This window comes from Nonomuraea fuscirosea, assembly GCF_035917475.1.
GTDB lineage: Bacteria > Actinomycetota > Actinomycetes > Streptosporangiales > Streptosporangiaceae > Nonomuraea > Nonomuraea fuscirosea.
Genome location: NZ_CP109074.1, coordinates 7,902,374 through 7,926,924, shown reverse-complemented (window position 1 = coordinate 7,926,924; position 24,551 = coordinate 7,902,374). Strand labels below are relative to the sequence as shown.

General features: G+C 71.2%; 21 protein-coding genes. 12 read left to right on the top strand and 9 right to left on the bottom strand.

Annotation, left to right across the window (positions count from 1 at the left end):
* Window positions 1-50: 50 nt before the first annotated feature.
* Window positions 51-779, bottom strand: a complete 729-nt coding sequence (locus OIE67_RS35980; RefSeq protein ID WP_326628893.1) for an enoyl-CoA hydratase family protein — start codon at window positions 777-779, stop codon at window positions 51-53.
* Between the two features lie 40 nt (window positions 780-819).
* Here OIE67_RS35980 and OIE67_RS35975 point away from each other — a divergent pair, with 40 nt between their 5' ends.
* Window positions 820-1,602: an SDR family oxidoreductase gene (locus tag OIE67_RS35975; protein WP_326628892.1), complete on the top strand. Its 783-nt coding sequence runs from the start codon at window positions 820-822 to the stop codon at window positions 1,600-1,602.
* A gap of 192 nt (window positions 1,603-1,794) precedes the next feature.
* On the opposite strand, the gene OIE67_RS35970 is transcribed toward OIE67_RS35975, so the two are convergent.
* Window positions 1,795-2,451 carry an NIPSNAP family protein gene (locus tag OIE67_RS35970; RefSeq protein ID WP_326628890.1) on the bottom strand — a complete coding sequence of 219 codons (657 nt, stop codon included), beginning with the start codon at window positions 2,449-2,451 and terminating at the stop codon, window positions 1,795-1,797.
* A gap of 217 nt (window positions 2,452-2,668) precedes the next feature.
* Between OIE67_RS35970 and OIE67_RS35965 the strand changes: the two genes are divergently transcribed.
* The 3 genes from OIE67_RS35965 (at window position 2,669) to OIE67_RS35955 (ending at window position 4,173) form a co-directional block, all read left to right on the top strand.
* Complete coding sequence (locus tag OIE67_RS35965) at window positions 2,669-2,956, top strand: hypothetical protein (RefSeq protein WP_326628888.1); 288 nt, start codon at window positions 2,669-2,671, stop codon at window positions 2,954-2,956.
* Between the two features lie 43 nt (window positions 2,957-2,999).
* Window positions 3,000-3,257 carry a hypothetical protein gene (locus OIE67_RS35960; protein ID WP_106235117.1) on the top strand — a complete coding sequence of 86 codons (258 nt, stop codon included), beginning with the start codon at window positions 3,000-3,002 and terminating at the stop codon, window positions 3,255-3,257.
* A gap of 103 nt (window positions 3,258-3,360) precedes the next feature.
* Complete coding sequence (locus OIE67_RS35955; RefSeq protein WP_326628885.1) at window positions 3,361-4,173, top strand: ATP-grasp domain-containing protein; 813 nt, start codon at window positions 3,361-3,363, stop codon at window positions 4,171-4,173.
* On the opposite strand, the gene OIE67_RS35950 is transcribed toward OIE67_RS35955, so the two are convergent.
* The 5 genes from OIE67_RS35950 to OIE67_RS35930 all read right to left on the bottom strand — a co-directional run bounded on the left by OIE67_RS35950 (window position 4,174) and on the right by OIE67_RS35930 (window position 9,013).
* Window positions 4,174-4,920: an SDR family oxidoreductase gene (locus OIE67_RS35950; protein ID WP_326628882.1), complete on the bottom strand. Its 747-nt coding sequence runs from the start codon at window positions 4,918-4,920 to the stop codon at window positions 4,174-4,176.
* A gap of 49 nt (window positions 4,921-4,969) precedes the next feature.
* Window positions 4,970-6,265 carry a DUF2252 domain-containing protein gene (locus OIE67_RS35945; RefSeq protein ID WP_326628880.1) on the bottom strand — a complete coding sequence of 432 codons (1,296 nt, stop codon included), beginning with the start codon at window positions 6,263-6,265 and terminating at the stop codon, window positions 4,970-4,972.
* A gap of 72 nt (window positions 6,266-6,337) precedes the next feature.
* Complete coding sequence (locus OIE67_RS35940; RefSeq protein WP_326628878.1) at window positions 6,338-7,165, bottom strand: SDR family oxidoreductase; 828 nt, start codon at window positions 7,163-7,165, stop codon at window positions 6,338-6,340.
* A 24-nt stretch (window positions 7,166-7,189) separates the two neighbouring features.
* The gene (locus OIE67_RS35935; protein WP_326628877.1) at window positions 7,190-8,314 is read right to left on the bottom strand and encodes an acyl-CoA dehydrogenase family protein; all 1,125 of its coding nucleotides are present in this window, start codon (window positions 8,312-8,314) and stop codon (window positions 7,190-7,192) included.
* A gap of 75 nt (window positions 8,315-8,389) precedes the next feature.
* Window positions 8,390-9,013 carry a flavin reductase family protein gene (locus tag OIE67_RS35930; protein WP_456094140.1) on the bottom strand — a complete coding sequence of 208 codons (624 nt, stop codon included), beginning with the start codon at window positions 9,011-9,013 and terminating at the stop codon, window positions 8,390-8,392.
* 169 nt (window positions 9,014-9,182) lie between these two features.
* Between OIE67_RS35930 and OIE67_RS35925 the strand changes: the two genes are divergently transcribed.
* From OIE67_RS35925 to OIE67_RS35910, 4 genes are all read left to right on the top strand, one after another.
* Window positions 9,183-10,322 (top strand): thiolase C-terminal domain-containing protein, encoded by a 1,140-nt coding sequence (locus tag OIE67_RS35925; protein WP_407674768.1) that lies wholly within the window; start codon window positions 9,183-9,185, stop codon window positions 10,320-10,322.
* Complete coding sequence (locus OIE67_RS35920) at window positions 10,322-10,759, top strand: Zn-ribbon domain-containing OB-fold protein (protein ID WP_326628875.1); 438 nt, start codon at window positions 10,322-10,324, stop codon at window positions 10,757-10,759. Before OIE67_RS35925 ends, OIE67_RS35920 begins: the two co-directional genes overlap by 1 nt.
* A 912-nt stretch (window positions 10,760-11,671) precedes the next feature.
* A complete protein-coding gene (locus OIE67_RS35915) occupies window positions 11,672-12,409 on the top strand; it encodes a GntR family transcriptional regulator (protein WP_106235132.1) in 738 nt (245 codons plus the stop codon).
* Between the two features lie 202 nt (window positions 12,410-12,611).
* On the top strand, window positions 12,612-13,214 hold the full coding sequence (locus OIE67_RS35910) for a GNAT family N-acetyltransferase (protein ID WP_106235133.1): 603 nt from the start codon (window positions 12,612-12,614) through the stop codon (window positions 13,212-13,214).
* Window positions 13,215-13,276: 62 nt separating this feature from the next.
* On the opposite strand, the gene OIE67_RS35905 is transcribed toward OIE67_RS35910, so the two are convergent.
* Window positions 13,277-15,676, bottom strand: a complete 2,400-nt coding sequence (locus tag OIE67_RS35905; protein WP_326628872.1) for a trypsin-like serine peptidase — start codon at window positions 15,674-15,676, stop codon at window positions 13,277-13,279.
* A gap of 344 nt (window positions 15,677-16,020) precedes the next feature.
* Here OIE67_RS35905 and OIE67_RS35900 point away from each other — a divergent pair, with 344 nt between their 5' ends.
* The 4 genes from OIE67_RS35900 (at window position 16,021) to OIE67_RS35885 (ending at window position 21,521) form a co-directional block, all read left to right on the top strand.
* The gene (locus tag OIE67_RS35900; protein WP_326628870.1) at window positions 16,021-17,511 is read left to right on the top strand and encodes a YcaO-like family protein; all 1,491 of its coding nucleotides are present in this window, start codon (window positions 16,021-16,023) and stop codon (window positions 17,509-17,511) included.
* Window positions 17,512-17,608: 97 nt separating this feature from the next.
* Window positions 17,609-19,765: an NACHT domain-containing protein gene (locus OIE67_RS35895; protein ID WP_326628869.1), complete on the top strand. Its 2,157-nt coding sequence runs from the start codon at window positions 17,609-17,611 to the stop codon at window positions 19,763-19,765.
* Between the two features lie 134 nt (window positions 19,766-19,899).
* Window positions 19,900-21,114: a S8 family peptidase gene (locus OIE67_RS35890; RefSeq protein WP_326628867.1), complete on the top strand. Its 1,215-nt coding sequence runs from the start codon at window positions 19,900-19,902 to the stop codon at window positions 21,112-21,114.
* Between the two features lie 191 nt (window positions 21,115-21,305).
* Window positions 21,306-21,521, top strand: coding sequence for a hypothetical protein (locus tag OIE67_RS35885; RefSeq protein WP_326628865.1), 216 nt, complete (start codon window positions 21,306-21,308; stop codon window positions 21,519-21,521).
* 343 nt (window positions 21,522-21,864) lie between these two features.
* Here OIE67_RS35885 and OIE67_RS35880 read toward each other — a convergent pair whose 3' ends face one another.
* Window positions 21,865-24,315 carry a DUF4132 domain-containing protein gene (locus tag OIE67_RS35880; protein ID WP_326628863.1) on the bottom strand — a complete coding sequence of 817 codons (2,451 nt, stop codon included), beginning with the start codon at window positions 24,313-24,315 and terminating at the stop codon, window positions 21,865-21,867.
* Between the last annotated feature and the right edge of the window lie 236 nt (window positions 24,316-24,551).

Genomic DNA, 24,551 nt, shown 5'->3' with positions numbered 1-24,551 from the left:
GGCCCCCGGACTGGCCCCCGGACTGGCCCCCGGGTCGCTCGCCGACGCGCTCACTCGAACCGCTCCCTGTGCCGCTCGCCGATGCCCAGCAGGTTGAGCTCGAAGGTGAAGCCCTGCTCGAAGCGGTAGCTGCGGTTGACGTCCATCGGGTCGATGCCGTTGAGCGACTCCTTCGCGCGCCGGATCACGTACGGGTCCTTGGCCGCGATCTGCCCCGCCACCTCCATCGCCGCCTCACGCAGCTTGTCGCGCGGCACCACCTCCAGGACCGACCCGAAGGCGTGCAGCTCGGCGGCGGTGACGTTTCTGCACGTGTAGACCATGGCCCGGACGAGATGCTGCGGCACCAGCCTGGACAGGTGCGTGGCGGCGCCCAGCGCGCCCCGGTCCACCTCGGGCAGGCCGAAGTAGGCGTCATCCCCGGCCACCACCACGTCCGCGTTCCCGGCCAGCCCGACGCCGCCGCCCAGGCAGTGCCCGTGCACGGCCGCGATCACCGGCACGGCGCACTCGTACACGGCGGCGAACGCCTCGTAGCACGCCCGGTTGGCCCCGACCAGCGCCGCGTGCCCCTCGCTGTCGCGCATCTCCTTGATGTCCACTCCCGCGTTGAACCCGCGTCCCTCGGCCCGCAGCACGACAACCCGGGTCGCGGGGTCCTCGCCGGCCGCCCGCACGAGGCGGGCCAGCTTCTCCCAGTCCCGCACGGCCAGCGCGTTCACCGGCGGCAGGTCCACGACCACCTCGGCGACCGCTCCGCCCAGCAACGTGATGTCCATCTCCCCCCTTACCTAACGCTTGCTTGGTACGGTAGCACTCGTGACCGTGACTTACGACTACGCGGGCAAGCACGTCCTGGTGACCGGCGGCACCAAGGGCATCGGCGCCGGCATCGCCGCCGCCTTCGCCGCGGCCGGCGCCGAGGTCACCGTCTGCGCCAGAACCCCACCCTCCCCCCACGACCGCGGCTCCGGCGGGACCGGGGCCGGCGCGGGCGGGTCGGGTTTCGTCCCGGCCGGGGGGATCCGTCTCGTCCAGGCCGACGTGCGCGATCCCGCGGACGTCGAGCGGCTGATCTCGGGGTTCGACCGGCTCGACGTCGTGGTCAACAACGCGGGCGGGTCGCCTCCCGCGCCCCTGGAGGGCACGTCGCCCCGCCTGCACGCCCGCGTCATCGAGCTCAACCTGACGGCCCCGCTGCTGGTTTCGCAGCGCGCGTACCCGCTGCTCGCCGCCGTGGGCGGTGCCGTGGTGATGATCGGCAGCGCGAGCGGCGCCCGCCCTTCACCCGGCACCTCCGCGTACGGCGCCGCCAAGGCCGGCCTGCACCACCTGGCCCGCTGCCTGGCCGCCGAGTGGGCCCCCCGGGTCCGCGTCAACACGGTCGTCGTGGGCCTGGCCAGCACCCAGGACGCGGCGGACCACTACGGCGGCCGAACGGACCTCGACGGCCGGGCCATCCCGGCCGGTCGGATGGCCACGCCCGCCGACGTGGCCCAGGTCTGCCTGTGGCTGGCCGCCCCCGGCTACGTGACCGGCGCGGAGGTACGGGTGGACGGCGGCGGCGAGATCCCCGCCTGGCGCCACCTCGTCTCGGACTGACCGGCGACCGGCCCGGAACCGACGCGGGCCCTCGCGTGGAAAGCCGGCCCGCCGACCGGGCGGGGGCGGCCGGAGCCAGCGTGGAGACGGCCGGAGGTGGCGCGGGGGCGGCCGGGGGCGGCGCGGGATCAGCGTGGGGACGGCCGGTGACGGCGCGGGATCAGCGCGGCGGCGGCCGGTGACGGCGCGGGATCAGCGCAGGGACGACCGGGCGGTGGGGCGCAGGCGCAGCCGTTCCGTGGGCGCGGTCAGGTACGGCTTCAGCATCGGCAGGTCCACTTCCCGCTCCTCCTCCGCCGTCTCGAACCGGGCGAACCACACGAACACGTTCACCCCCGTCCTGACGGGCAGTCGCGGATAGGTGTTCTCCGCGTGCTCGCTCTCCAGGCAGGCCACCGGCCGCACCCCCGCCCCGGCCAGCGCCGGCACCGCCTCCCGGGCGAAGACGCCGGCGAAGCCGTCCCCGGCCACGTGATGGATGGTGACTACGTAGAGTGACGACGGCAGGTCCGTCGCCCCGGCCGGAGGTCGTTCCCCGAACGGCAGCTCGGGTCCGGCCGGGCGCAGCAGCAGCACGTCGTCGGAGTCGATCAGGGTGGCGTTGGCCGCGTCGCGGTTGGCCAGCCACACGGGGCCGCTGTAGAAGTCGGTCAGCGCCGCCCGCCGCGTCTCCATGTCGGGAAAGGCGCGCAACCAGGGGAAGGTGTCGGGCTCGCCGTCCTCGCGGAAGGACGCGGCCACGCGCATACCGGCGGCCTCCTGCGTCTCGATGAACTTTCGTTCGAACAAGTCGATGAGATCGTCGCGCCGCCCCGGGCGCATCTGGTAGCGGCGTAGTTCGTAGATCATGCGCCGGACGGTAAGGCCGGGTCACTGACATCCCGTGTCAGCGTATGGTTCGAACAATATTCTGATCACTCACAGCTACTAATCGACCACGTAACGCTATATGCTCGCACTGACCTTGATCCCCTGAGGTCCAAGGAAGGTCAAGGAGATGGTGTGCGTCCCAGGGCCCTGGCGAGCGCCGTCTCCGAGCTCTTCTCCAACTGGCGAAGGAGCAGAAGTGATCAGAAGGGTGTGCGCCGCCGCGGCCGTGCTGGCAGCGGTCGCCGGCGGCACACTACTGGCAGTCCCCGCTCACGCTGACGACGACTGGATCGGCCCGTGGACCGGTGCCAACTGGTCCGCGAACCGGAGCGGCAACAGCGATTCGTCCCAGTCGGGCAACAACTTCGGGGACGTCCTGGCCGGCAACCAAGGCTCGGGACGCTCGACCAACGTCAACAACGTCAACGGCATCGCGCCGACCGCCAGCAACGGCGGCATCACGGTGACGTACATCTTCTACTGATCCCGCTGACGTCCCAGAACAGCACTACGAAAGGGCAAGCACCATGATGAAGAAGCTCTGCGTGACCGGTCTCATCGCCGCCGCGGCCGGCGTGACCCTGCTGTCGGCCCCCGCCCAGGCCGACACGAACGCCGGCAACACCAGCTCCAACCGCGGCTCCTCGCAGTCGGGCAACAACTTCGGCAACGTCGTCAACTCCAACGTGAACGGCCTCGGCGCCACCGCGATCAACAACGTCAACGGCAACGCCGTGACGGGGACCAACGGCAGTGACGTGGTCGTCGACGACGTGGTCGACTAGTCCGGCCCCCCGCGTCGCGGACCTGACGGAACGCGGCGCGCCCGTGCGGGAGGGGCGGGCCGGGTCGGAAAAGGCCCGGCTCGCGCCGTATTAGCATCTTTGCGTGACTCTCTGTGCCTATGCCACGTTTGAGAATTTCTCTGAGGACGACGAGCTCGACCTGGTCCTGACCGCCTGGAAGGAGGCCGGGATCGACGGGTGCGCCGAGCGCTGGGACGATCCGGCCGTCGACTGGAGCGCCTACGACGCGGTCGTCGTCCGTTCCGTCTGGGACTACATCCTGCGGCGGGAGGAGTTCCTGGCGTGGGCGCGCGGCGTGGAGTCCGTCACGCGGCTGCTGAACCCGTACGCGGTGCTGGAGTCCAACACCGACAAGACCTACCTGCGCGACCTGGGTGTGCCGATCGTGCCCACGCACTGGTCGTCGCGGGGGCTGCCCGACTGGCCGGAATACGTGGTCAAGCCGACCGTCTCCGGCGGGGCCCGCGACACCGTCAGGACCGCCGACCGCGCCGAGGCCGAGGCGCTGGCCGCGGCGCTGGAGGCCGCGGGGCGCGCGCCGATGGTGCAGCCGTACCTCGACATGGTGGAGTCGGAGGGCGAGACCTCGCTGCTGTTCTTCAACGGCCGCCTCAGTCACGCCGTCCGCAGGAAGCCGATGCTCGCCCGCGGAGCGGGTCCCGGCGACATCTCCGGGGCCGGGCTCCGCACTCCTGCTCCGGACCAGGTCGACCTCGCCGAGAAGGTGCTCACCGCCGTACCCCATGTCCTTCTCTATGCCAGGGTCGATCTGGTCCGGCTACCCGGCGGTGCGCCCGCCGTCATCGAGCTCGAGCTGACCGAGCCCTCCCTCTACCTGCACCACGAGCCGTCGGCGGCGGCGAGCTTCGCCAGGGCGCTGCGCGAGCTGCTCTGATCAGCAGGAGATCCCGCCGTCCACCGGGATGACCGCGCCGGTGAGGTACGCCCCCGCCCGCGAGGCCAGGAAGATGGCCGCGCCCGCCATGTCCTCCGGCCGCCCGATGCGCCCCAGCGGGACGTTCGCGGCGATGCTCGCGCGGGTGGCGGGGTCGTCGAGCGCGAACGCCATCATCTTCGAGTCGAACGGCCCCGGCGCGATGGCGTTGACCGTGATGTGCTCGCCGGCCAGGCGCTTGGCCAGGTGGCGGGTGAGCATGTGGACGGCCGACTTCGTCGAGGAGTAGGCGTAACTCTCCAGGGCCGGCACCCTGAGCCCGTCGATCGAGCCGACGTTGATCACCCGGGCCGGGTCGTCGGCGCCGGCCGCCTGGCGCAACTGCGGCAGGAACCGCTGGGTCAGCTGGAACACCCCCTTGACGTTGATGTTCCAGAGCTTGTCGAAGGCGCTCTCGGGATACTCCTCCAGCGGCGCGCCCCAGGTCGCCCCCGCGTTGTTCACCAGCACGTGCAGCGGCCCGTCCACCGCCGACACCAGCCGTTCCAGCCCCTCGGGCGTGGACAGGTCGGCCGGCACGGCGGAGCAGCCGAGCTCGGCGGCCGTCTTCTCCACCTCGGCCGTCTTACGGGCGGAGATGTGCACGGTCGCGCCCGCCTCGACGAACCCGGCGGCGATCATGCGCCCGATGCCGCGCGAACCGCCGGTGACGACGACGTTCTTGCCTTCCACTGAGAACAGAGTCATGTTCTGGGAGCATGCCATACCGACCGGTCGGCTGTCAGGGCTGGGACGCTCACACCCCGGGCAGGCGGCCGTTGCGGAACAGGTCGACGAACCGCTGGTGATCGTCCCTGGCCCGCGCCCCGTACCGGTGGGCGAAGTCCACCAACGCCGCGACGAACCCGGACCTGTCGTCGCCGATCACCGCCACGATCGCCTCCTCCGTCGAGAAGTCCACCAGGTCGTGACTGGACTCGTCGTCGGCCACCGAGTGCATGCGCGCCACCGCCCGCCCCAGGTCCTGCACGATCGAGCGCAGCTCCGCCGGCTCGTTGACGTCGTCCCAGTCGAGGTCGGCCGAGTACGGGGACACCTCGGCCACCAGCTGCCCCACCCCGCCGAGCGCGGTGAACCCCAGCCACGGATCGGCGTAGGCCTGCAGCGCGCGCTGCGATTCGGCCGTGCGGTGCCCCTGGTGCAGGAAGTAGGAGCTGACCTTCTCGTCGGAGATGTACCGCGCCACGGCGGGGGCCGCCGCCTGCTTCATGTAGAGGATCACGTCGTTCTCCAGCGCCTGCGAGCGCCCTTCGAGCAGCAGGTTGTACGACGGCAGCCCCGCCGACCCGATGCCCACGCCCTTGCGCAGCGCCACGTCCTTGACCACCTGCTCGTGCGGCGCGAGGGGCGCCGGCAGCGTGGCCAGGTAGTCCTCGAAGGCCGCCACCACCGCCAGCCGGGTCGCCGCGTCCACCGGCTCACGCCCCTCCATGAGCGCGAAGCGCCGGTCGTAGTCGTCGATCACGGTCTCGACGTCGAGCAGCGCCACCCTGGTGCTCAGCCGGGCCCGCTGCAGGACCCGGTGCAGCACGCCGGTGGTGCTGTCGAGCGTGAGCGAGCCGATCGCGTCGTCGCCACCGGCCGCTATGGCGCCCAGTTCGACCAGGTACGCCCCGGCGAAGTCGGTCACCAGCACGCTGATCGAGTCGTCGGACAGCGCCTTGGCGTACCCGAGCAGGGCCAGGCTGGCCGCGAACCGCTTGAGGTCCCAGACGTAGGGGCCCACGTACGCCTCGTCGAAGTCGTTGACGTTGAAGACGAGGACGCCGGAGGCGTTCATGTACGTGCCGAAGTTCTCCGCGTGCAGGTCGCCGTGGATCCACACCCGGCTGGTCGGCCCGTCGAGGTAGGACTCGTCGGCGAAGGATCCGGTCATGTCCGCGTAGAACAGGCAGGCGCTGCCCCGGTAGAACGCGAAGGGGGAGGCCGCCATCTTCCTGAACTTCCGCCTGAAAGCGGCGGGGTCTCGCTTGATCGACTCGCCGAACTCCGTCATGAGGACATCGAGCAGGAACGAAGAGCGTGTGCCCATGGTCCGGACACTAGATCCGGATCGCCCGTCCGGCCACCCTGGTCTTTCCCTGACAGGGACGATCCGGGCCGGTCAGGGGTGCTGGGAGGAGACCGAGACGACCTCGCCCGTCATGTACGAGGAGTAGTCGCTGGCCAGGAAGACGATCACGTTCGCCACCTCCCACGGCTCCGCCGACCGCCCGAACGCCTCCTTGGCCGCCAGCTCCGCCAGCAGCTCCTCGCTGGTCACCTTCGCCAGGAACGGATGCACCGCCAGCGACGGCGCCACGGCGTTGACCCGCACGCCGTGCTCGGCCGCCTCCATCGCGACGCACCTGGTCAGCGCCATCACACCCGCCTTGGCCGCGGCGTAGTGCGCCTGCCCCTGCTGGGCCCGCCAGCCGACCACGGAGGCGTTGTTCACGATGACCCCGGAGCCCTGGGCGATCATCTGCCGCAGGGCCGCCCTGGTGCAGCGCATGGTGCCGTGCAGCGTGACGTCGATGACCGCGTGCCACTGCTCGTCGGTCATCTCGGCCAGCGGCGCGGTCCCGCCGAGCCCGGCGTTGTTGACCACCACGTCCAGCCGCCCGTGCGCCTCCACGACCGCGTCGAACAGCGCCAGCACCTGCGCCTCCGAGGTCACGTCGCACGGGACGGCCAGCGGCTTGACCCCGGTCAGCTCGGTCAGCGCGTCGGCGGCGGCCGACAGGCGGCGCTCGTGCCGGTCGGAGACGACGATCGTGGCGCCCTCCTCGGCGCAGCGCCGGGCGGTGGCGTAGCCGATGCCGGCGCCCGCGGCGGCCGTGACGAGCGTGACCTTGCCGTCCAGCAGGCCGTGCGCCTTCGGCTGGGGCGGTGGTTTCGGCGGGGCCGGTGGTTTCGGCGGGGCCGGTGGTTTCGGCGGGGACGGTGACATCGGCGGCTCCGATCAGCGGGTCGATCAGCGGGGAAGTCCCAGGGTGCGCTCGGCGATGATGTTGCGCTGGATCTCGCTGGAACCGGCATAGATGGTGTCGGCCCGGCTGAACAGGTAGAGCCGCTGCAGCTCGTTCAGCCCATCGGGGTCGCAGGCGAGCCCCGCCCGGCCCTGGACGGCCTGGGCCAGCTCGCCCAGCCTGCGGTGCCACTCCGACCAGTACAGCTTGGCGATCGACACCTCGGGTCCCGGGTCGGGGCGCATCGTCCTGAGCGCGTTCAGCCGCATGATCCGCAGCTCCAGCCAGGCGCGGACGAGCCGGTCGCGCAGCACGGGGTCCGTGGCGGCGCCCGTGCGCCGGGCCGTGGCGATCACCGCGTCCAGCTCCCGCGCGAACCCGAGCTGCTGGCCGAGCGTGGACGCCCCGCGCTCGTGGCCGAGCGTGGCCATGGCCACCCGCCAGCCGTCGCCCGGCGTGCCGAGGATGTTGCCCGCCGCCGTCCGCGCGCCGTCGAAGAACACCTCGTTGAACTCGGAGGTGCCGGTGAGCTGCACGATCGGGCGGACCTCGACGCCGGGGCGGTTCATCGGCACCAGCAGGTACGACAGCCCGTGGTGACGCCGGGAGCCCTCCTCCGTACGGCAGAGGACGAAGCACCAGTCGGCCACGTGCGCCAGCGACGTCCACACCTTCTGCCCGGTGATCACCCACTCGCCCGCTTCGAGCCGGGCCCGCGTCTGGACGTTGGCCAGGTCGGAGCCGGCCTCCGGCTCGGAGTAGCCCTGGCACCACAGCTCCTCGCCGCGCCGGATCGGGGGCAGGAAGCGGTCCTTCTGCTCGTCGGTGCCGAACTCCAGGATGGTGGGGCCGACCAGTCCCTCGCCGATGAGGCCCACCCGGGCGGGGGCGCCGGCTCTGGCGTACTCCTCGTGGAAGGCGACCTGGTCGGCGAGGGAGGCGGCGCGGCCGCCGTACCGCTCGGGCCAGCCGAGGCAGGTCCAGCCGTGCCGGCCGAGGTGACGTTCCCAGGCCTGGCGTAGTTCGTGGCCCTCGTGCTCGCGCCCGGGGCCGCCGAGTCCTCTGGCGCCGGCGAACTCGCCGCGCAGGTTCTCCTCCAGCCAGGCCCTGGCCTGCTCGCGAAGGCTCACGGCCGCTGCCGTCCGCTCAGGACGAACATGGAGCCCGCCGTCCGCTCAGGACGACTCATGGAGCTCGCCGTCCGCTCAGGACGGCTCAAGGAACCCGCCGTTGAACGAGCCGTACCCGCCGCGGAAGAACAGCAGCGGGCCGCACTCCGCGAGCGTGTCGAGCTGCAGCACCCGTGCCACCACGATCATGTGGTCGCCCGCCACGTGCTCGGCCTCGACCACGCAGTCGAGCCAGGCGAGCGCGCCGTCGAGCACCGGGTTGCCGCCGGGGGAGCCGGTCCAGTCGAGGCCGGCGAACTTGTCGCCGCCCTTGCTCGCCATCTGCTTGCACACGTCCTGCTGAGTCTCGGCCAGCACGTTGACCGTGACGGTCTTGGCGGCGCGTACCTTGGGCCAGCTCGTGCTGGTGTGCGCGACGCAGAAGGCCACCAGGGGCGGGTCCAGCGAGACCGAGGTGAAGGAGTTGGCGGCCAGGCCGCACGGCCGGCCGCTCAGCGGGTCGACGGCCGTGATCGCCACCACACCGGTCGCGAACCTGCCCAGCACCTGCCGGAAACGGCGGCTGTCGAGGTGGCCGTTCGGGCTGTGCTCGGATGGGCCCGTCGGCATGGCGGCTCCGTTGCGAGTCCTGCGCTGGTGGGGCGTCGGAAGGCCGCGACAGCCGTCCGGCGCGATGAGCCGGGCAGCGTGTGTGCTCATGGTCCGCCTCCTCGTACGCCGACTGCGCTCATCTTACCAAGCGCTTGCTTGGACGCTAGGGGGAAGCGGAGAAAGGTGTCAAGTCGTACCGGCTCACCTGCGTTGACACGGGCGAAAACGGGTGCATAACGTGACGTATGTGCCCAAGCGCTTGCTTGAATTCAGGAACGTGACCGCCATCGCGGGGGTCGGCTACACACCCTTCACCAAGGACTCCGGCGTCAGCACGCTGACCCTGGCCTGCCGCGCCGTGCTGGCCGCGCTGGAGGATGCCGGCCTGACCGCGGACGAGGTGGACGGCCTGGCCACGCACCGCGTGGGCGACTCCGCGCCGCCCACCCTGGTCGGCCCCGCCCTAGGACTGAGCGACCTGGCCTGGCACCTGGACCAGTTCGGCGGGGGCAGCGTCTCCCACGCCGTCGTCGGCCAGGCGGCGCTGGCGGTGGCCGCGGGCCTGGCCGAGACCGTCGTCTGCTACCGGGCCATCAACGCCCGCTCGGAGTTCCGCATGGGCGGCACCGGCCGGGGCGTCCCGGTGAGCCCGGAGGTGCAGTACCAGGCTCCGTACGGGTACGTGGCCCCGCCGCAGCAGTTCGCCATGTACGCCCGCGCCCACATGCTCCGCTACGGCACCAGGGCCGAGCACTTCGGCCGCCTGGCCGTCACCCAGCGCGCCAACGCCGTCAAGAACCCGCGCGCTCTCATGCGCACGCCCATCACCCTCGACGACTACCTGTCCAGCCGGTGGATCGCCGAGCCGTTCCGGCTGCTGGACTGCTGCCTGGAGACCGACGGGGCCTGCGCCGTGGTCGTCACCACGGCCGAGCGCGCCCGCTCGCTGCGCCGCCCGCCCGTCCTCATCTCCGGCGCGGCCTGGGGCGGCGGCACCTCGCACCTGTCGGGAGGCGGCGCCGACCCCACGGTCACCGCGGCCGCCGCCCTGGCCCCCCGCCTGTACGCGCAGGCCGGGCTCGGCCCAGGAGAGGTGGACGTGGCCGAGCTGTACGACTGCTTCACCTACTCGGTGATCGTCCAGCTGGAGGACTACGGGTTCTGCGCCAAGGGCGAGGGCGGCCCTTATGTGGAGTCGGGCGCGACCGCCCTGGACGGCCCGCTTCCGGTCAACACGCACGGCGGCTTCCTGTCCGAGGGGTACGTCCACGGCCTCAACCACGTCGCCGAGGCGGTCTCCCAGCTCAGAGGGGACGCCGGGGACCGGCAGGTGCCGGGTGCGGAGGTGGCGCTCTCGACGTCCCAGCCCGGCTACATCCTGCCCGCCACCTCCGCCCTGATCCTGAGGAGGGCGTGATGGCCTACCGTCCGGAACCCGACCGGGACTCCCGCCCGTGGTGGGAGCGGATCGCGAGGAAGGAGTTCGCGGTACAGGAATGTGCCTCCTGCGGCACGCCGCGCTTCCCGCCGCGGGCCTTCTGCCCGCTCTGCCGCACGGAAGGGTGTCGCTGGCGTGAGGTCGCCCCCGTGGGGACGGTGGAGAGCTGGATCGTCAACCACCAGCCGTTCGTGCCGGGACGGCTCGATCCATACCTAGTGGTAATGGTCCGGCTGGAGGCGGTTTCCGGCTGTCTGGTGTACGGAAATTGGCGATCGGAGCGTCCGCCGGAGCGCGGGGAGCGGGTCGTGGGGGCGTTCACCGAGGTCACAGAGGATCTGACGGTGCTCGACTGGGCGCCGGCCGCCGCCGGAGGCGTGCATGGTCATCCATCCGGGCGCACGTCCTTCCAGTAGATGACCTTGCCTCGGAAATTGCATTGGTACCGCTGAATCCCACCAGTCCCACCATCACGAAAGGTGCCCCCACGTTCGGCCTCCAGGGTTGATGATGTGGCTGTAGGCGTCGTCGATGCGGACGGCCCGGGACTTGGCGGCAGATGTGATTCGTGCGTGCTGGGTGACGAGCGTGGCCACGAGGTCACGTGAGGCGATCCTGCCCGCCTGCCGCCGCGACACCCGGCCCTCCCGCTCCGGAACCCGGGCCAGCCGCCCCGGGTTCCGGAGCGGGGCGGCCCGTGCGCCCCCGGAACCGAAAAGGCCCCCATCGGGAGATGGAGGCGGCTGTCGTGCGGTTCCCTGGAGGAGAACGCGTCCTGGCGGGCGTGGGGGACCCGCCAGGACGCGCTTCCTTCCCCGTGTGCGACGGCCCAGGACTCCGGCGAGGGATGGAGTCCTAGACCGTTGAGCCGCACACGGAGTCGATGGGGGAACGTGAAGGTCCCTGTCGTCGGCAACGTGCGGCGATGCTTCGAGCTGGACCGACCGGGTCATCGATGTGGTACGTGACGGGGGCGCCACCCTCCTTGTCTCCGACAAAGGATCCGTCTTCGCACCACGCGGTCAGCTCAGTCAGCACCGATGGCGATGGCACGGATGTGCCACTGCACTGGCAGGTGTGGGTGATCACCTGGCGGGGCAACGCGTAACGCAGTAAACGAGTTGCTTCGCGAGGGTCATGCCAGGGCAGGTATGGCGTACCCGTGCGGACCGGCGACACTGGCCTTCACCCCCTCACCGGCCTTTAGATGGATTTGTACCAACGAATGGATGATGGGCCGGTGGACCGGGTTTGGTCAAGGGGTTGTGGCCTGCTAGAACCAGATCGTCTAAATTGTTGGAACAAAAGGGGTGAAAGTGGCAAGGTCGGTGCTGTATCAGCAGGTGGCTTCGGAACTGCGACGAGCCATCTACTCGGGTGTCCTCGGCCCCGGGTCGCAGCTGCCGACCGAGGCTCAGCTCATGGAAGACCATGGCGTGAGCAGGAACACTGTGAGGCTGGCCCTTGGGGAGCTGGTCAATGAGGGACTCGTCACTCGCACGCCACGGCGTGGAACAGTGGTCAGAGACCGCAGACCGCTGCTGATCTATCCGCAGCGGGAGCTGGAGCCACAGCCCAGTGGGGAACTGCGGGAGGCCTTCGCCTATGCCGTCGCGCAGGAAGGCCGCGCGCCAAGCCAGTACATCGAGGTCCTGACGGTGTCTCCGGTAGAGGAGATCGCCAGCAGGCTGGAGTTGGCCGACGGGGAGTTGGCCGTGGTGAGACGCCGTCTGCGGTTCGTGGACGGGCAGCCGTACAACACCAACGATTCCTACTTCCCCCGTGACATGGTCGCCGATTCCGAGATCGCCAGGCCCGGGGACATCGCGCGAGGGGCGAACCGGGTGCTGGAAGAGTTGGGTCATGCGCAGGTGCGCGTCGTCGACGACATCTGGGCCCGCATGCCCAACCAAGAGGAGGCCGAACGCCTCCAGCTTGAGCTCGGCACGCCAGTGATGGTCTATGTCCGAGTGGGTTACGACGGGGCGGACATGCCTGTGCGTGTCGCCGTGTCGGTGTTGCCAGCCGACAAACATCTGATCAGATACGAGCTCGATCGCCGCTGACGAGCTCGTGGGTGAAGGGGTGATCCCGCCGGCCGGGCGCAGCGAGAAATAGCCGCCTCGCTGGCCTAGGGGAGTCGTGCATACTCCCCTAAATCGCCATTTATCCATATATATCGGGATAAGGCCCTATTTCGCCCTAACGCACCGTTGCGTCATCACGCTGTGCGCTGGGGCGGACACCCAACGCAGTGAAGGATTCACTATGCACACGCACACCCTGCTTCACCCTCTCTCCCTCCGCAGAGCGGAACCTGCGGACCTTTCCGGCATCCTCACCCTCCTCGCCGACACCTCCGAGTGGCTGTGGCGGCGAGGACTGCGGCAATGGCCCCGAGGGGGGTTCGGTCCGGAAAGGATCGAGCCGCTCATCGAGGAGCGGGTGCTGTTCCTGCTGGACGACGAGCTCAGATACCTCGATCCCGACGAATCCGCCCCGCCGGTGGCGACCATCGCCCTCGACGAGCACGCCGACCCCGAGTTCTGGCGGCCGGGGGACGACCCGGGGGCCGCGCTCTACGTCCACAAACTGGCCGTCGCCCGCCCCTGGTCGGGCTCCGGCCTCGGCGACGCCCTGCTCGACTGGGCGGGCGCCACGGCCTACGGGGCCGGCCTGCCGTGGCTGCGCCTCGACTGCGCCAAGAACAACCCCGGGCTGCAGAGCTACTACCGCAGGCGCGGCTTCCGTCACGTCCGCACCGTGGACCTGCCGCACCGCTCCTCGGGGGCGCTCTTCCAGCGCTCGTCGGAGGACGTGCCGATCACGGTCTTCCGTGACCTGACCATCGCCGAACTCATCAGCGCCTGACCCGGCCTCCCCACGCGGCCCGGCCCCGACCTCCCGGGACCGGGCCCCCTGGGGCGGCTTGCTCAGACGTGCGGTGCCGTCTGTGCCGGGGAGCACAGGGAGACGCCGATCTCCTGGGCCACCTCGGCGTGGGCGAGGTACTCGTCGATGTCATGAGCCCGGCCCGTCGCGTTGACGACGGGGGCCTCGTCCGGCCCGTCCTGCCAGCGGTCGCCCAGCGGGCAGCCGATGGCGACCGGGTCGATCGGGCACCAGGCGTTGAACCAGCGGGCCACCCGGTCGGGACGGTACGGCCCGCCGCTGATCAGCCGCTCGAACACGCTGTCCAGGCCGAGCGGGCTGCCCGCGGTCACCAGCAGGTCCACCTCCACCGCCGGGTCGAGCCGGGTGAGCAGATCCATCGCGACCACCGTGCCCAGACTGTGGCTGACCAGCACCAGGCGGCCGGATTGCGGCATCTCCTGAAGCACGCAGTCCAGCACCGCCTCCCGCACCCGCCGGTCGTCGAGATAGGCGGCCACGTCCCCGAAGACGGCGGCGATGGTCAGGCGGTCCAGGTCGGTGGTGTCGGCGAGCCAGCTCAGACCGTGGTGAACGGCGTCACCGATCCCTTCCAGGCTCGCGGCCCGCGCCGGGGGCAGCCCGGCCTTGGCCGCCGCCTCGACGATCAACTGCTCGTACAGCCGCCGTGTCGACCCGGCCGCCGGCGCCGCCGCCTCGACGGGATCCCCGACGGCCACTCTCGGCGAACGGTGCAGCGCCTCCAGCGGCCGCATGGCGTCGACGAGCCGCCGCCCGTAGAACGGGAAGCAGGCGTCGGAGGGCACGATGGTGGGCAGGCCCGCCCGGGTGAGCCCGCAGTTCAGCCCGGCGGCCCAGTTGCGGCGCACCTCCTCGGGATCGCACTCCTCGTGGCCGCGGCCGTGCAGGAACACCAGATGTCTAGTCCCACCGAACGCGCCCGGCGCTGCGGGCAGCCCGGCGCCGGTCCGCAGGGGAGCGGGACGTACGCCCGCCTCGACGGGCGGCCCGGCCTGGGCGGGCACGACCGATCGCCATGATTCCGGCGGCGGGCCGGATTGCGCATCCTCCGACGGCGGGACCGATCGCCGAGCCTCGGATGGCGGGACGGAGCGCGAATCCTCCGTGGGCGGCACGGTTCGCGTGTCGTCCGATGACGCCTCCGACCGCGTGCTCTGCGACAGCGGGACCGTTAGCGGGTCCTGCGTCGGTGGTTGCAACGGCGTGGCGTGTGACGGTGGGACCGTTCGTGCGTTCTGTGGGGGGACCGCCCGGGTGTCTTCCGACGGCGGGATCGCTCGTCCGTCCGCCATGGGCGGGATCGTTCCCTCGTCTGCCGGAAGCGGGAAGGGTCGCCCGTCTGTCGAGGGCGAGGGGACGGCGGCGCTTCGTACCGTGGTGCGGTCCTGGAGGCCGGACTCCAGGCCCATCTCGGTCAGGAACGCCAGCCGGGCATCGTCGAGCGGCAGCGCGGCCAGGTGCTTGAGGATGACGCTGACGCGCACGCCCTCGTTGGAGATCCAGTCGACGGCGTCGTCGCCGTCGCCCTCCCGCCACACTTGCCCGTCGCGCCGCAGGATCCGGCCGCGGTCGTCCGTCCTGGGCACGCCGCTGTGGTGGAGCGCCGTCACCTCCCACTGGTCGTTGAAGACGGGAGAGCCGGAACTGCCGGGCTCGGTGTCGGTCTGGTACTGCAGGAAGTCGTCCAGCCGCGCCTCCAGCCGGTTCTCGCGGATCGAGATCTCCTTCAGCCTGCCGCTGGGATGACCGATGATGTTCACCGGCTCCCCGATGACGAGTTTGCCGGTCTGGACGCTGAGCCTGTTCCAGCCGAACGTCTCTCCGACCGGCAGGCCGGTGGCGTCGGGGACGACCGGGACGAGGGCGAAGTCGAGAGCCTCGTCGGCGACGAAGAAGGCGTCGGGAGCCAGCACGAACCGCTGCGACACCTCAGGGGTGTTGTCCACGGTGACCTGTGCGTCGAACTCCACGACCGCCGAGCGGGCCACGCCGGCGTCGGGGAACACGTGATGGTTGGTGAGCAGCAGCCTGGGAGAGACCAGGAAGCCGGTGCCGATGGGAATCTCGCGGCCGTTCTCGCGGACCGAGATCCGGGCGACCGTACGCGCGGCCCGTACGCCACGGGGCAGGAAACTCCAGGCTTGGAGGTCTTTCGCCACCCCCAGGATGCGCTCGTACATCTTGGGCCGGTCGAGCGCCTCGGTCCTGGTGGCCTCCAGCGCCGCCTCGACCGGAAGCCCGTTGCGCTGGATGAGGCGGGCGGTGCGGGCGGCGAGCATCTCCGGCGTGTCGGGAAACGCCTCTCCCCGCCGCTGCCGGTGGGCGGTGGCGTCGCGGTCGGTGCCGCTCCAGCGATACCGCTTCGCGGCGGCCTTGCTGTGTCCTACCCGGTTTTCACGGACTTCGGTCGCGATATCCATGGCAGCCCGCCACTTCACTCAAAAGGCGTCTCCCTTCGAACGTGCGGGTCGTGGCGGCGCGGCGTCCAGAGAGCGGTACGGTAATTGGCCGCACGTTGACCGACATTTCTGCGTACGCTGCCCGCCCGTTCTTTGTCATCGTGAGTCAAGTCAACTCATTAAACTTGTCATCAAAATGCTTTTCGGTTTCCGGGGTGACGACGCGACTATGATGAAGCGAGGTGAGAAAGGGGGCGGTCCCATGGGAAACGTCGTCGACTTCGTGAAAGTGGAATCGCTGGACCGGCGGGCCCAGCAGCTCACCCAGCCGGAGCTCGACCTGCTGGAGGAGCTGCCGTCGCAGGATGACGAGCAGTAGCCGAGGTCGTCACCCGCCGCCGCGCTGCCCGGCTGAGCGCGAAGTGGCGCTGCCCGTCGCCACCCGGCGGGTGCGCGCCACGCTGTCCGCGCTCGGCCTGCGCGCTCGGCTCGCGGACGCGGGCCCTGGCCATGACCCTTCTGCCTGGTGGTGCGACCTGCTGGGCGACGCGGATGCGGCGCCGGTGGCCTGCGGAATGGGCAAGGGGAGCCGGGAGGAGGCCCGCACGGGCGCCCTCTTCGAGGCCGTCGAGCATTATTTGACCGGCCCGGCGGGTTTCGACCCCGGCACCGTCGCACTGGCCGCCCCGGCCGCGCTCGCCGCCGGGCCGCTGTGCGAAGACGTCTGTGCGGCCCTGCTGACCCGTATGAGCGGCCGCGGGATGGCCTGCGCACACTACCGGGCCATCGGCGGCGGAAAGCTTCCCAGGAACGGCCTCAGCGGGCGCTCCCTCGCTGAAGGCCGTCTCAGCGGGGACGGTCTCAGTGGAGATGGCTTTGGTGGGGACGGTCTCGGTGGGGACGGCCTCAACTGGGACGGTTTCAGCGGTGGCGACCTCGCCGACGACAGCCTGGGCGGGGACGTGCTCGACGCGGAGAGCGGCGCCGACGGGGAAGGCGGGGTGCTGGTGCCTCTCTTCCTGTCGGCCCCCTGGTACCTCGAGGCGGGCTCCGCGCCGCTGCGCGAGCTGCTGGACGACCGCTGCGACTACGCCGACCTCATGCGCTACAGCTGCAACAGCGGCTCCGCCGTCGGCGTCACGGTGGCCGAGGCGCTGCTGCACGCGCTCAACGAGGCGATCGAGCGGGACGCGCTGTCCCTGCTCCTGGTACGGGCCTTCCTGGGCGGGCCCGGGTTCCGGCCCCGGCTGATCGATCCGGGGACGCTGCCGGACGGTCCGGCGCGGGCATACGCGGTGGCCAGGGAGCTGACCGGATCACCGGTGCACCTGCTGGACATCACCAGCGACCTCGGGGTGCCGACCATGCTGGCGTACACGCTGCCCACCTCCCGCCACCCGCACCGGCGCGGCAGCGGCACCTCGCTGAGCCCGTCCCACGCCGCTTGGCGCGCCCTCACCGAGCTCGTCCAGACCACGCTCGGCGAACGGCTGCCGGCCGGCACTCACCGGGGCCCCGCCGCGCCGGCGGCGCATCCCGGGCTGCGCGCGTGCTCGCGGTTCGACCTCGGCCGAGCCCTGCGCGAGGCCCGCATGGTGCCCCTCTCATCCGACGCACCTGCTGGGACGCCTGGTGATCAGGTGCGGACGCTCGTCGCGGCGCTGGCGGCGCGGGGCTTCACCGCTTATGGCCGAACGGTGCACACCCTTCCTTCCGGCGTCGCCGCCGTGCACGTGTTCGTTCCTGGGCTGGAGCGCTTCATGCTGGTGACCGACGGGAACCTCGTGATTCCCGGCCGCCGCGGCAGGGCGGCCGCGCTTTCTGCCTCCGAGAACGTATCGCTGCCACGTCTTTGACGGATTTTTGGAAGTCGCCGTCCGGTTTTCCGATAATCAACCTTGTGCGGAGAATTCCGAGCGCTGATTTCGAGTGGAAGCTGCGCATACTGAGTTTATGACTGCTCGATATTGGCGACGGCAGAATCGTCTGGCCAGGATGTCGTTCGGTTTCTTCCTGCTGTTCGGGTTCTTGTCCCTGGTGTTCTACATGGCCGCCACGAATCTCAAGGACCAGCCCCTGGGGCAGGTTTTCGGGTCCGCCCAGATCTATGCCTTCGCGAGCACCGTGATCGCGCTGGGCACCCACGTGTTGCAGTCCGTGTCCTGGTGGCGGCGCAGCGGCGCGCCCCTGCCCGCCCCGACCTCTGCCCAGATCACCACCGCGAAGGACGTGCTCGCGGGCCTGGTGGCCCAGCAGTGGCGGGACGAGACCGCCCTGCGTTCGCTCGCCGACCCCGAGCCGATGCCGCTGGCCTGGCGCTCGACCGAGCGCCGCGAACTCGCCGACCGCTCCGAGATCATCGCTGAAGGCACCGTCGCCTTCTCCGGCCTGGACGTGCACATCGAGGCCATGGTGCGCAACTTCCGCGCCCTGCGTTGCAGGCGACTGGTCATCCTCGGCGGCCCCGGCACCGGTAAGACGACGCTGGCGGTGCAACTCGTGCTCGAACTCCTGCGCACGCGCGAGCCGGACGAGCCCGTGCCGGTGCTGCTGTCGGCCGCCCGCTGGGACGACCGCGCGCATCCCCGGCTGCAGGACTGGCTGGCCGCGAGCCTGGCCATGGACTATCCCGCGCTGCGCGCGGCGGAGCTCGGCACCGACATCCCGGAGACGCTGGTGGCGAGGGGAGACATCCTGCCCGTCGTCGACGGCCTGGACGAGCTGCCCGACAACACTCGCGCGGACCTGCTGGCCGCGCTCAACCGGTCGATGTGCGGGAACGACCAGCTCATCCTCACCTGCCGGACGGAGCAGTTCGCCGAGTCGGTCGAGGAGATCGGCGACGTTCTGACAGCGGCCGCGGTCATCGAGCCGCAGCCCATGGGGCCCGAGGTGGCCGCCGACTATCTGCAGGCCTGCCTTCCGCCGGTGCCGCATCCGGCGTGGCCTGCGGTCACCCAGGCGCTGCGCACGGGCGCGGCACCAGCCCTGGCAGAGGTCGCCTCGACCTCGCTGGGCCTGTGGCTGGTCCGCGCCACGTACATCGCCCCGCGCGTCGATCCATCACCGCTGCTGCGGTACGCGCACGGCAGCGCGGCCGAGCTGCAGGACCACCTCTGCGACCAGCTCATCCCCGCCCTGGTGAGCACCAGGACGCCCGCCGACGGCCCGGTGCAGCCCTTCAGGCCCCGGCACGCGTGGACCCCCGAGCAGGTCGGCCGCTGGCTGACGTACGTGTGCCGGCAGCTCACCGCGAGCGAGGACGACACCCGCGACATGGCCTGGTGGCACCTGGCAGGCCGGATACCCAACCTCACGGTGCGCCTCTGGTGCGGCGTCGGCATCGGCGTCGTGACCGGGCTGGTCTTCTTTCAGCTGACCGATGGGATGGTGCTCGTGGGGGTGGTGACCGGCTTGCTGGCGGCCTTCGTGGTCATCGTCATGACCGGATCCTGGTTCACCGAGGTCCCCGGTCACGCCGAGCTCCAGTGGCGCGGCCGGCTCGCCGAACTGGGCCGCGTGCTCATGGCCGGGCTGATCATCGGACTTGTCGGGGCGATCCTCGGCTGGCTGGTGGGCTGGCACTTCGGTAACTACGCCGCCGCCTGGCATACCGCGCGGAACATCGGGCTGCTGTCGGGCATCGGCTTCGTCATCGTCTTCGGACTGATCCGCTGGGTCGAGCACCCGACCGTCACCGCGACCGCGCGATCACCTCGCTCGACCTGGCGGGCGGACCGGACCCTGACCGTCATCCGGATGCTCAGCGGGATCGTGGTCGGCCTCATGGCCGGGCTCATCGCCCGGGAGGCCCGGCTTCCCACGCCCGTGGCGATCGTCGGCGGGCTGGTGCTGGGTCTGCTGTTCGGGCTCGTCGTGGGCCGGCACCACGCCTGGCTGGCCTACAACCTGACGGTGCCCCGCCTGGCCGCCAAGGGCAGCCTGCCCATGCGGGCGATGGACTTCCTGGACGACGCCCACCGGCTGGGCCTGCTGCGTACAGAAGGGCCGTACTACCAGTTCCGGCACATCGAGCTGCAGCAGCACCTCACCCGTGAACTCCAGGAGAAGGGCGCGGACAAGGCGTTCGAGCCGGTACCACCCTTGTGAATCCTGTGCTCGCCTTTGGCGGTATTCCGGACGTGCCTTGAGCGCGAGCCGAACCGGTGCTGGGAACTGATCCGGGTGGAGCCGGGCAGTTCCGGCCCCCGTCCGGGAGGACGGGTGCGAGGGGGAGAAGTTCCGTGGGTGAGAGATACAGCGTGCTGCGCGACATGAGCGGCGTCAGCACGGCGAGTCCCTTCGAGTCGGCCCGGCTGCCGGGGCCGGAGTCCGCCCGCGTCCTCGCCGGCGGCGAGCCGCACGTTGAGGTGCTCGAACTGGCCAAGCACGAGCTGCGCGAGATCTCCCGCGACCCGGAGGTACGGGCGGTGGCGCCGGTCATGCCGACCACGCTCATCCAGCCGTTCGAGGACGGCTCCGACGAACGGGCCACGGCCGAGGCGGCGGCCGCCGCGGCCACCTGGGGCGTCAAGGCGGTGGGCGCCGACGTCTCGACGCGGACGGGGGCGGACGTGATCGTGGCCGTCCTCGACACCGGCATCGACGGCAACCATCCCGCGTTCACCGGCGTCACCCTCATCCAGGAGGACTTCAGCGGCTCCGGCGTGGGTGACAAGCAGGGGCACGGCACCCACTGCGCCGGCACGATCTTCGGCCGGGCCGTGGACGGCACCAGGATCGGGGTCGCGCCCGGAGTGACCCGCGCCGTGATCGGCAAGGTGCTCGCCGACGACGGGAGCGGCGACACCGAAGGGCTGCTGCGGGGGATGGAGTGGGCGCTGCGCCAGGGGGCGCAGGTGATCTCCATGTCCCTGGGGTTCGACTTCCCCGGCATGGTGCAGCGCCTGGTCGACCGCGGCCGGCAGCCCAAGTTCGCCACCTCGATGGCGCTGGAGGCGTACCGGGCCAACCTGCGGCTCTTCGACGCGCTCATGCGGATGGTCGCCGCTCGCGCGGCCGTGAGCCCCGGCGCCCTGGTCGTGGCCGCGGCGGGGAACGAGAGCGAGCGCCAGAGCGGGCCTGACTTCGAGATCGCCGTGTCGCTGCCCGCCGCCGCCGAGGGCGTCATCGCGGTGGGCGCGCTGGCGCAGTCGCCCACGGGCAACGGCCTGGTCGTCGCGCCCTTCTCCAACACCTTCCCGCAGATCAGCGCGCCCGGGGTCGGGGTGGTCTCCGCCCGGGTCGGCGGCGGCCTGCGCTCGCTGAGCGGCACCAGCATGGCGACGCCGCACGTCGCGGGCGTGGCGGCGTTGTGGTGGGAGGAAGTGATGAAGTCACCGCTGCCGGCCACGTCGTCCGCGGTGCTGGCCCGCCTCCTCTCCAACGCCGCCGTCAGCCCGCTGGCCTCCGGCGTCGACATCGCCGACCGTGGCGTCGGCCTGGTCCGCTCCCCGTAGACCTGCTCTCCGCCGGTGCCACGCGGCAGTGGTCGCGCCACGTCAGGCGCGACCCTTGCGCAGGGCGGCCGTGACGGAAAGCAGAACGGTGCGGTCGCCACAGGTGTCGACCGCACGACTCCGGCCGGAGAAAGGCCGGATGTCTTCTCTCAACCATGACCGTGAAGGTCTCTTCCGGAGGTGTCACAAGCATGAGTTCCACCGTCGACGTCGACAAGCGTGAGCAGGCGTCCAGCGCGAAGCGGGCGCAAGGAGTGGAGGCGTCCACCAAGATCTGGCACACCCTGAACTTCCCCGATGCGACCCAGGCGGCCGCCTGGGTCAACCGCGCACCGGCACAAGGCGCAGGTGAGGCCGCCTTCTCCACCCGCGGCAACGGCTCCGTGGACGTCTACTACTTCATGTGAGCACAGTGGGCTTCCCATGAGCACAGTGTGCTTTTCGTGAGCACGGTGTGTTTCGTGTGAGCAGGGCGGACGCCGGTTCGCCACGGTGAGTCCGCGCACGCGGCAGCGACCAGGTGAGCGCGCTCCGCACGCGGGGGCTGGCGTCCTGTCCAGGACGCCAGCCTCTCTGCACCGAGACGCATGCTTCACCGGCGGGACCTGCGCGGGCCCGCGCGGCGGCCGGACGCGGGCCCGTGCCGTTGCACAGCGCCGCCGACCGGGTCCTGGGATCGTGAACGGATTGTCGAGTGGATCCCCCAGCCGCATACCGGCTGGTAGAGCCCTTGGCCGCAGACCGGGTGGGTCAGCCCTTGATCTGTCTCAGGATGCTCTCGTCGGTGATCTCGGTGTCCCTGGCCAGCAGCAGCGCCTTGCTGAGGATCAGCGCCAACCGGCTGTCGTCCTCGAACGGCAGGAACAGCCGTGCGTCGGTCTTCCGCTCGGGCACGACGCACAGGTAGGCGTCGCCCGGATCCATGAGGACGTTGCCGCTGCCCAGATGGATCTTGTACGTGCGCAGGTCGCCGCGGACGACCAGGAACCGCCCGTCGAGGGTGCAGCGATCGGCGACGGCCAGGCGCGGCAGGATGCGGGCCAGCGCGTCGCGGCGCACCTCGCCCGAGGCCGCGAGCGTGCCGAAAGAGGTCTCGCGCCAGTAGTCGAGATGGCGGCCCTGCCCCCGCTCGGCCCACTCGGGGTCGGTGGCGATCGAGGTCACCGCCACGAACAGGTCCACGTCCCGCATCGCCTCGCTGAACACCAGCGGCGGCACCTCCGCCGGCGGCGCCTCCCGCCAGCCGCCGCCGTCGCGCCGGTCGAAGCGGATCCGGCCGGTGAGGGCGTATTCGCCCGGCTCGTCGTGCAGGTAGTCATGGTGCAACGCCACCCGCCACCGATCAGCCGCCGCCCGCGTGCCCTCACCACCGTCCCCTGAGCTGGGCGTCCCGGTGGTCTCGCCGGCGTCGCCCACCTTCCGGGTGGAGAGTGGCCGCGTGGGTTCGCGGGCGTCGCCGCCGCTTCGGGTGCTGATCGTGCGGGTGGCCTCGCCCTCGCCGCCGCCGTCCCAGGGGCCGAGCATCGGGGTCTGCCAGGCGCGGGTCCTGAACAGGGCGTAGAGGCGGCGGTAGTCGACGACGTGGCCGGCGAAGCGCTCGGAGCGGGTCGCGCCCTCCTCGGCCGGGGTCAGCAGGTAGACCTCGCGGAAGGCCTGCTTGAACGGCTGCCTGATCCGTTCCCCGGTGATCCGCTCGCGCCAGCGGAACACCTCGTCCGTCGTCGCGCGGGCCGGGTGCCACAACCGGACCGGCGCGTCCTCCGGCAGGCCGGGCTCCTCCGGCGCGCCCAGTGTGGCCCGCCACTCGCCGGGGGCGTGTTCGATCTCCCAGATCAGCCGGGCCGCGACCGAGGCGGCGACGGGATGCCGGGCCACCTGCGCGAGCCACGTCGCGTACGGCAGCGTGCTGTCCGCCGCGAACCCGGCCTCCAGCGCCCTGGTCATCGTGCTCACCTGCCGGTTGACCTGCTTGACCAGCTCGCGCAGCCGCTTGACCTCCTCGGGATGCTCCTTGCGCACCGCCGCGGGAACGCTCTTGACCGGCCGCTCGCCCTGACGCCAGGTCAGCGCGAACTCACCGCTTGAGCCCGGTGCGATCACGGCCTGGTGCGCGCCCAGCGTCACCTCCATCCGCCCGCCGGGGCCGAATCCCAGGGACGGCATGCGGAGGGCGACCTCGACGCGGTCGGCCAGCCCCGGCTCGGCCCGCTTGATCATGCGGTCGAGCTGCTTGACCACCCCCGCGTGCCGCGTCGCCGCCCGGGCCGCGCGCAGCGCCGCGATCACCTCGGGGGTCGGGAACCGCTCGGCGGCCCTGGCGACCTCGAAGAGCAGCGCCTGCGACGGCGGCGTCTTCGCCTGCGTGGGGGCGACCGCGACCAGGGACAGCAGCTTGCCGAGCGAGTCGGGCAGCCATGGCTCGTCGCGGAACAGGGCCAGCCGCGCGGCCCGGCCGAGCGTCGCCACCTCGGCTCGGGTGAACGCCTTGTCGGCATGGAAGGGCAGCTCGCCGGCGTGGATCGCGGTCAGTCTCTCCCCGGCGCTGTGCAGGGCGGTCCGGGCGAAGGCCATGTAGGCGGGAAGCTCCGCCAGCCGTTCCCAGGTTTCGGGCGACTCGGGCGGCGCGCCGTACGAGCCGGGGCCGGTCTCGGCCAGCAGCGCCCGGCCCGCCGGGCCGAAGCTCAGCACCAGGTCGCGCTCGGCCGCCGCCAGCGACGTCGTCGGCTCCTCCGGCATGATCGTCACCTCTTCCATCCCGGCCACCGCCGCCACGGCCAGCAGGGCCCACGGCGCCTCCAGCCGCCCTTTGGCGATCATGAACTCGATCAGGACCCGCGCGGGCCCGGCCAGCTCGGCCACGGGCGCACCGTCGGGACACCGCAGCAACGCGCCCGCCGCGAGACTCAGATCGGCCCACTTGCGCTTCTCCAGGCCGTCCACCAGCGCTTCGTACAGCGCCAGGCAGGACGCGGGGGTGAACTCCGGCTGCCGCTGCCGCACCTCGTCCTCCACGAGGCAGCGCATCGAGAACGCCGCGCTCCCCCTGCCCGGCGTCCGGTAGGCGAGGGGCAGCAGGTGGCCCAGATCGCGAGCGGTCAGGCGGGAGCCGTCGGGCCACGGAGCGGGGTAGGCGAGGTCTCGCCCGGTCAGGTGGGGCAGCACCCGCTGGGCCTCGGGGGAGAGCGTGAGGGACGCGGTCATGGGACAGCACGTTGCCGTACGCCACCGACAAAAGCGAGGCGAGGGCGGAGCCGCGGGCCCGCCGGAACGTCGCCGCCGACGGCTCCCGCACGCTCTCCGCGTCAGCGGCCTGTGCCCTCCGAGTCAGGCCCGTGCCCTCCGAGTCAGCGGTCCCTGAGCCGGTGGTCGCTCGCCCTCCGCGTCAGCGGTTCCCCGCGCGTTCCGTAACGGCTTCGGTACGCGTTCCGATTCTCTTT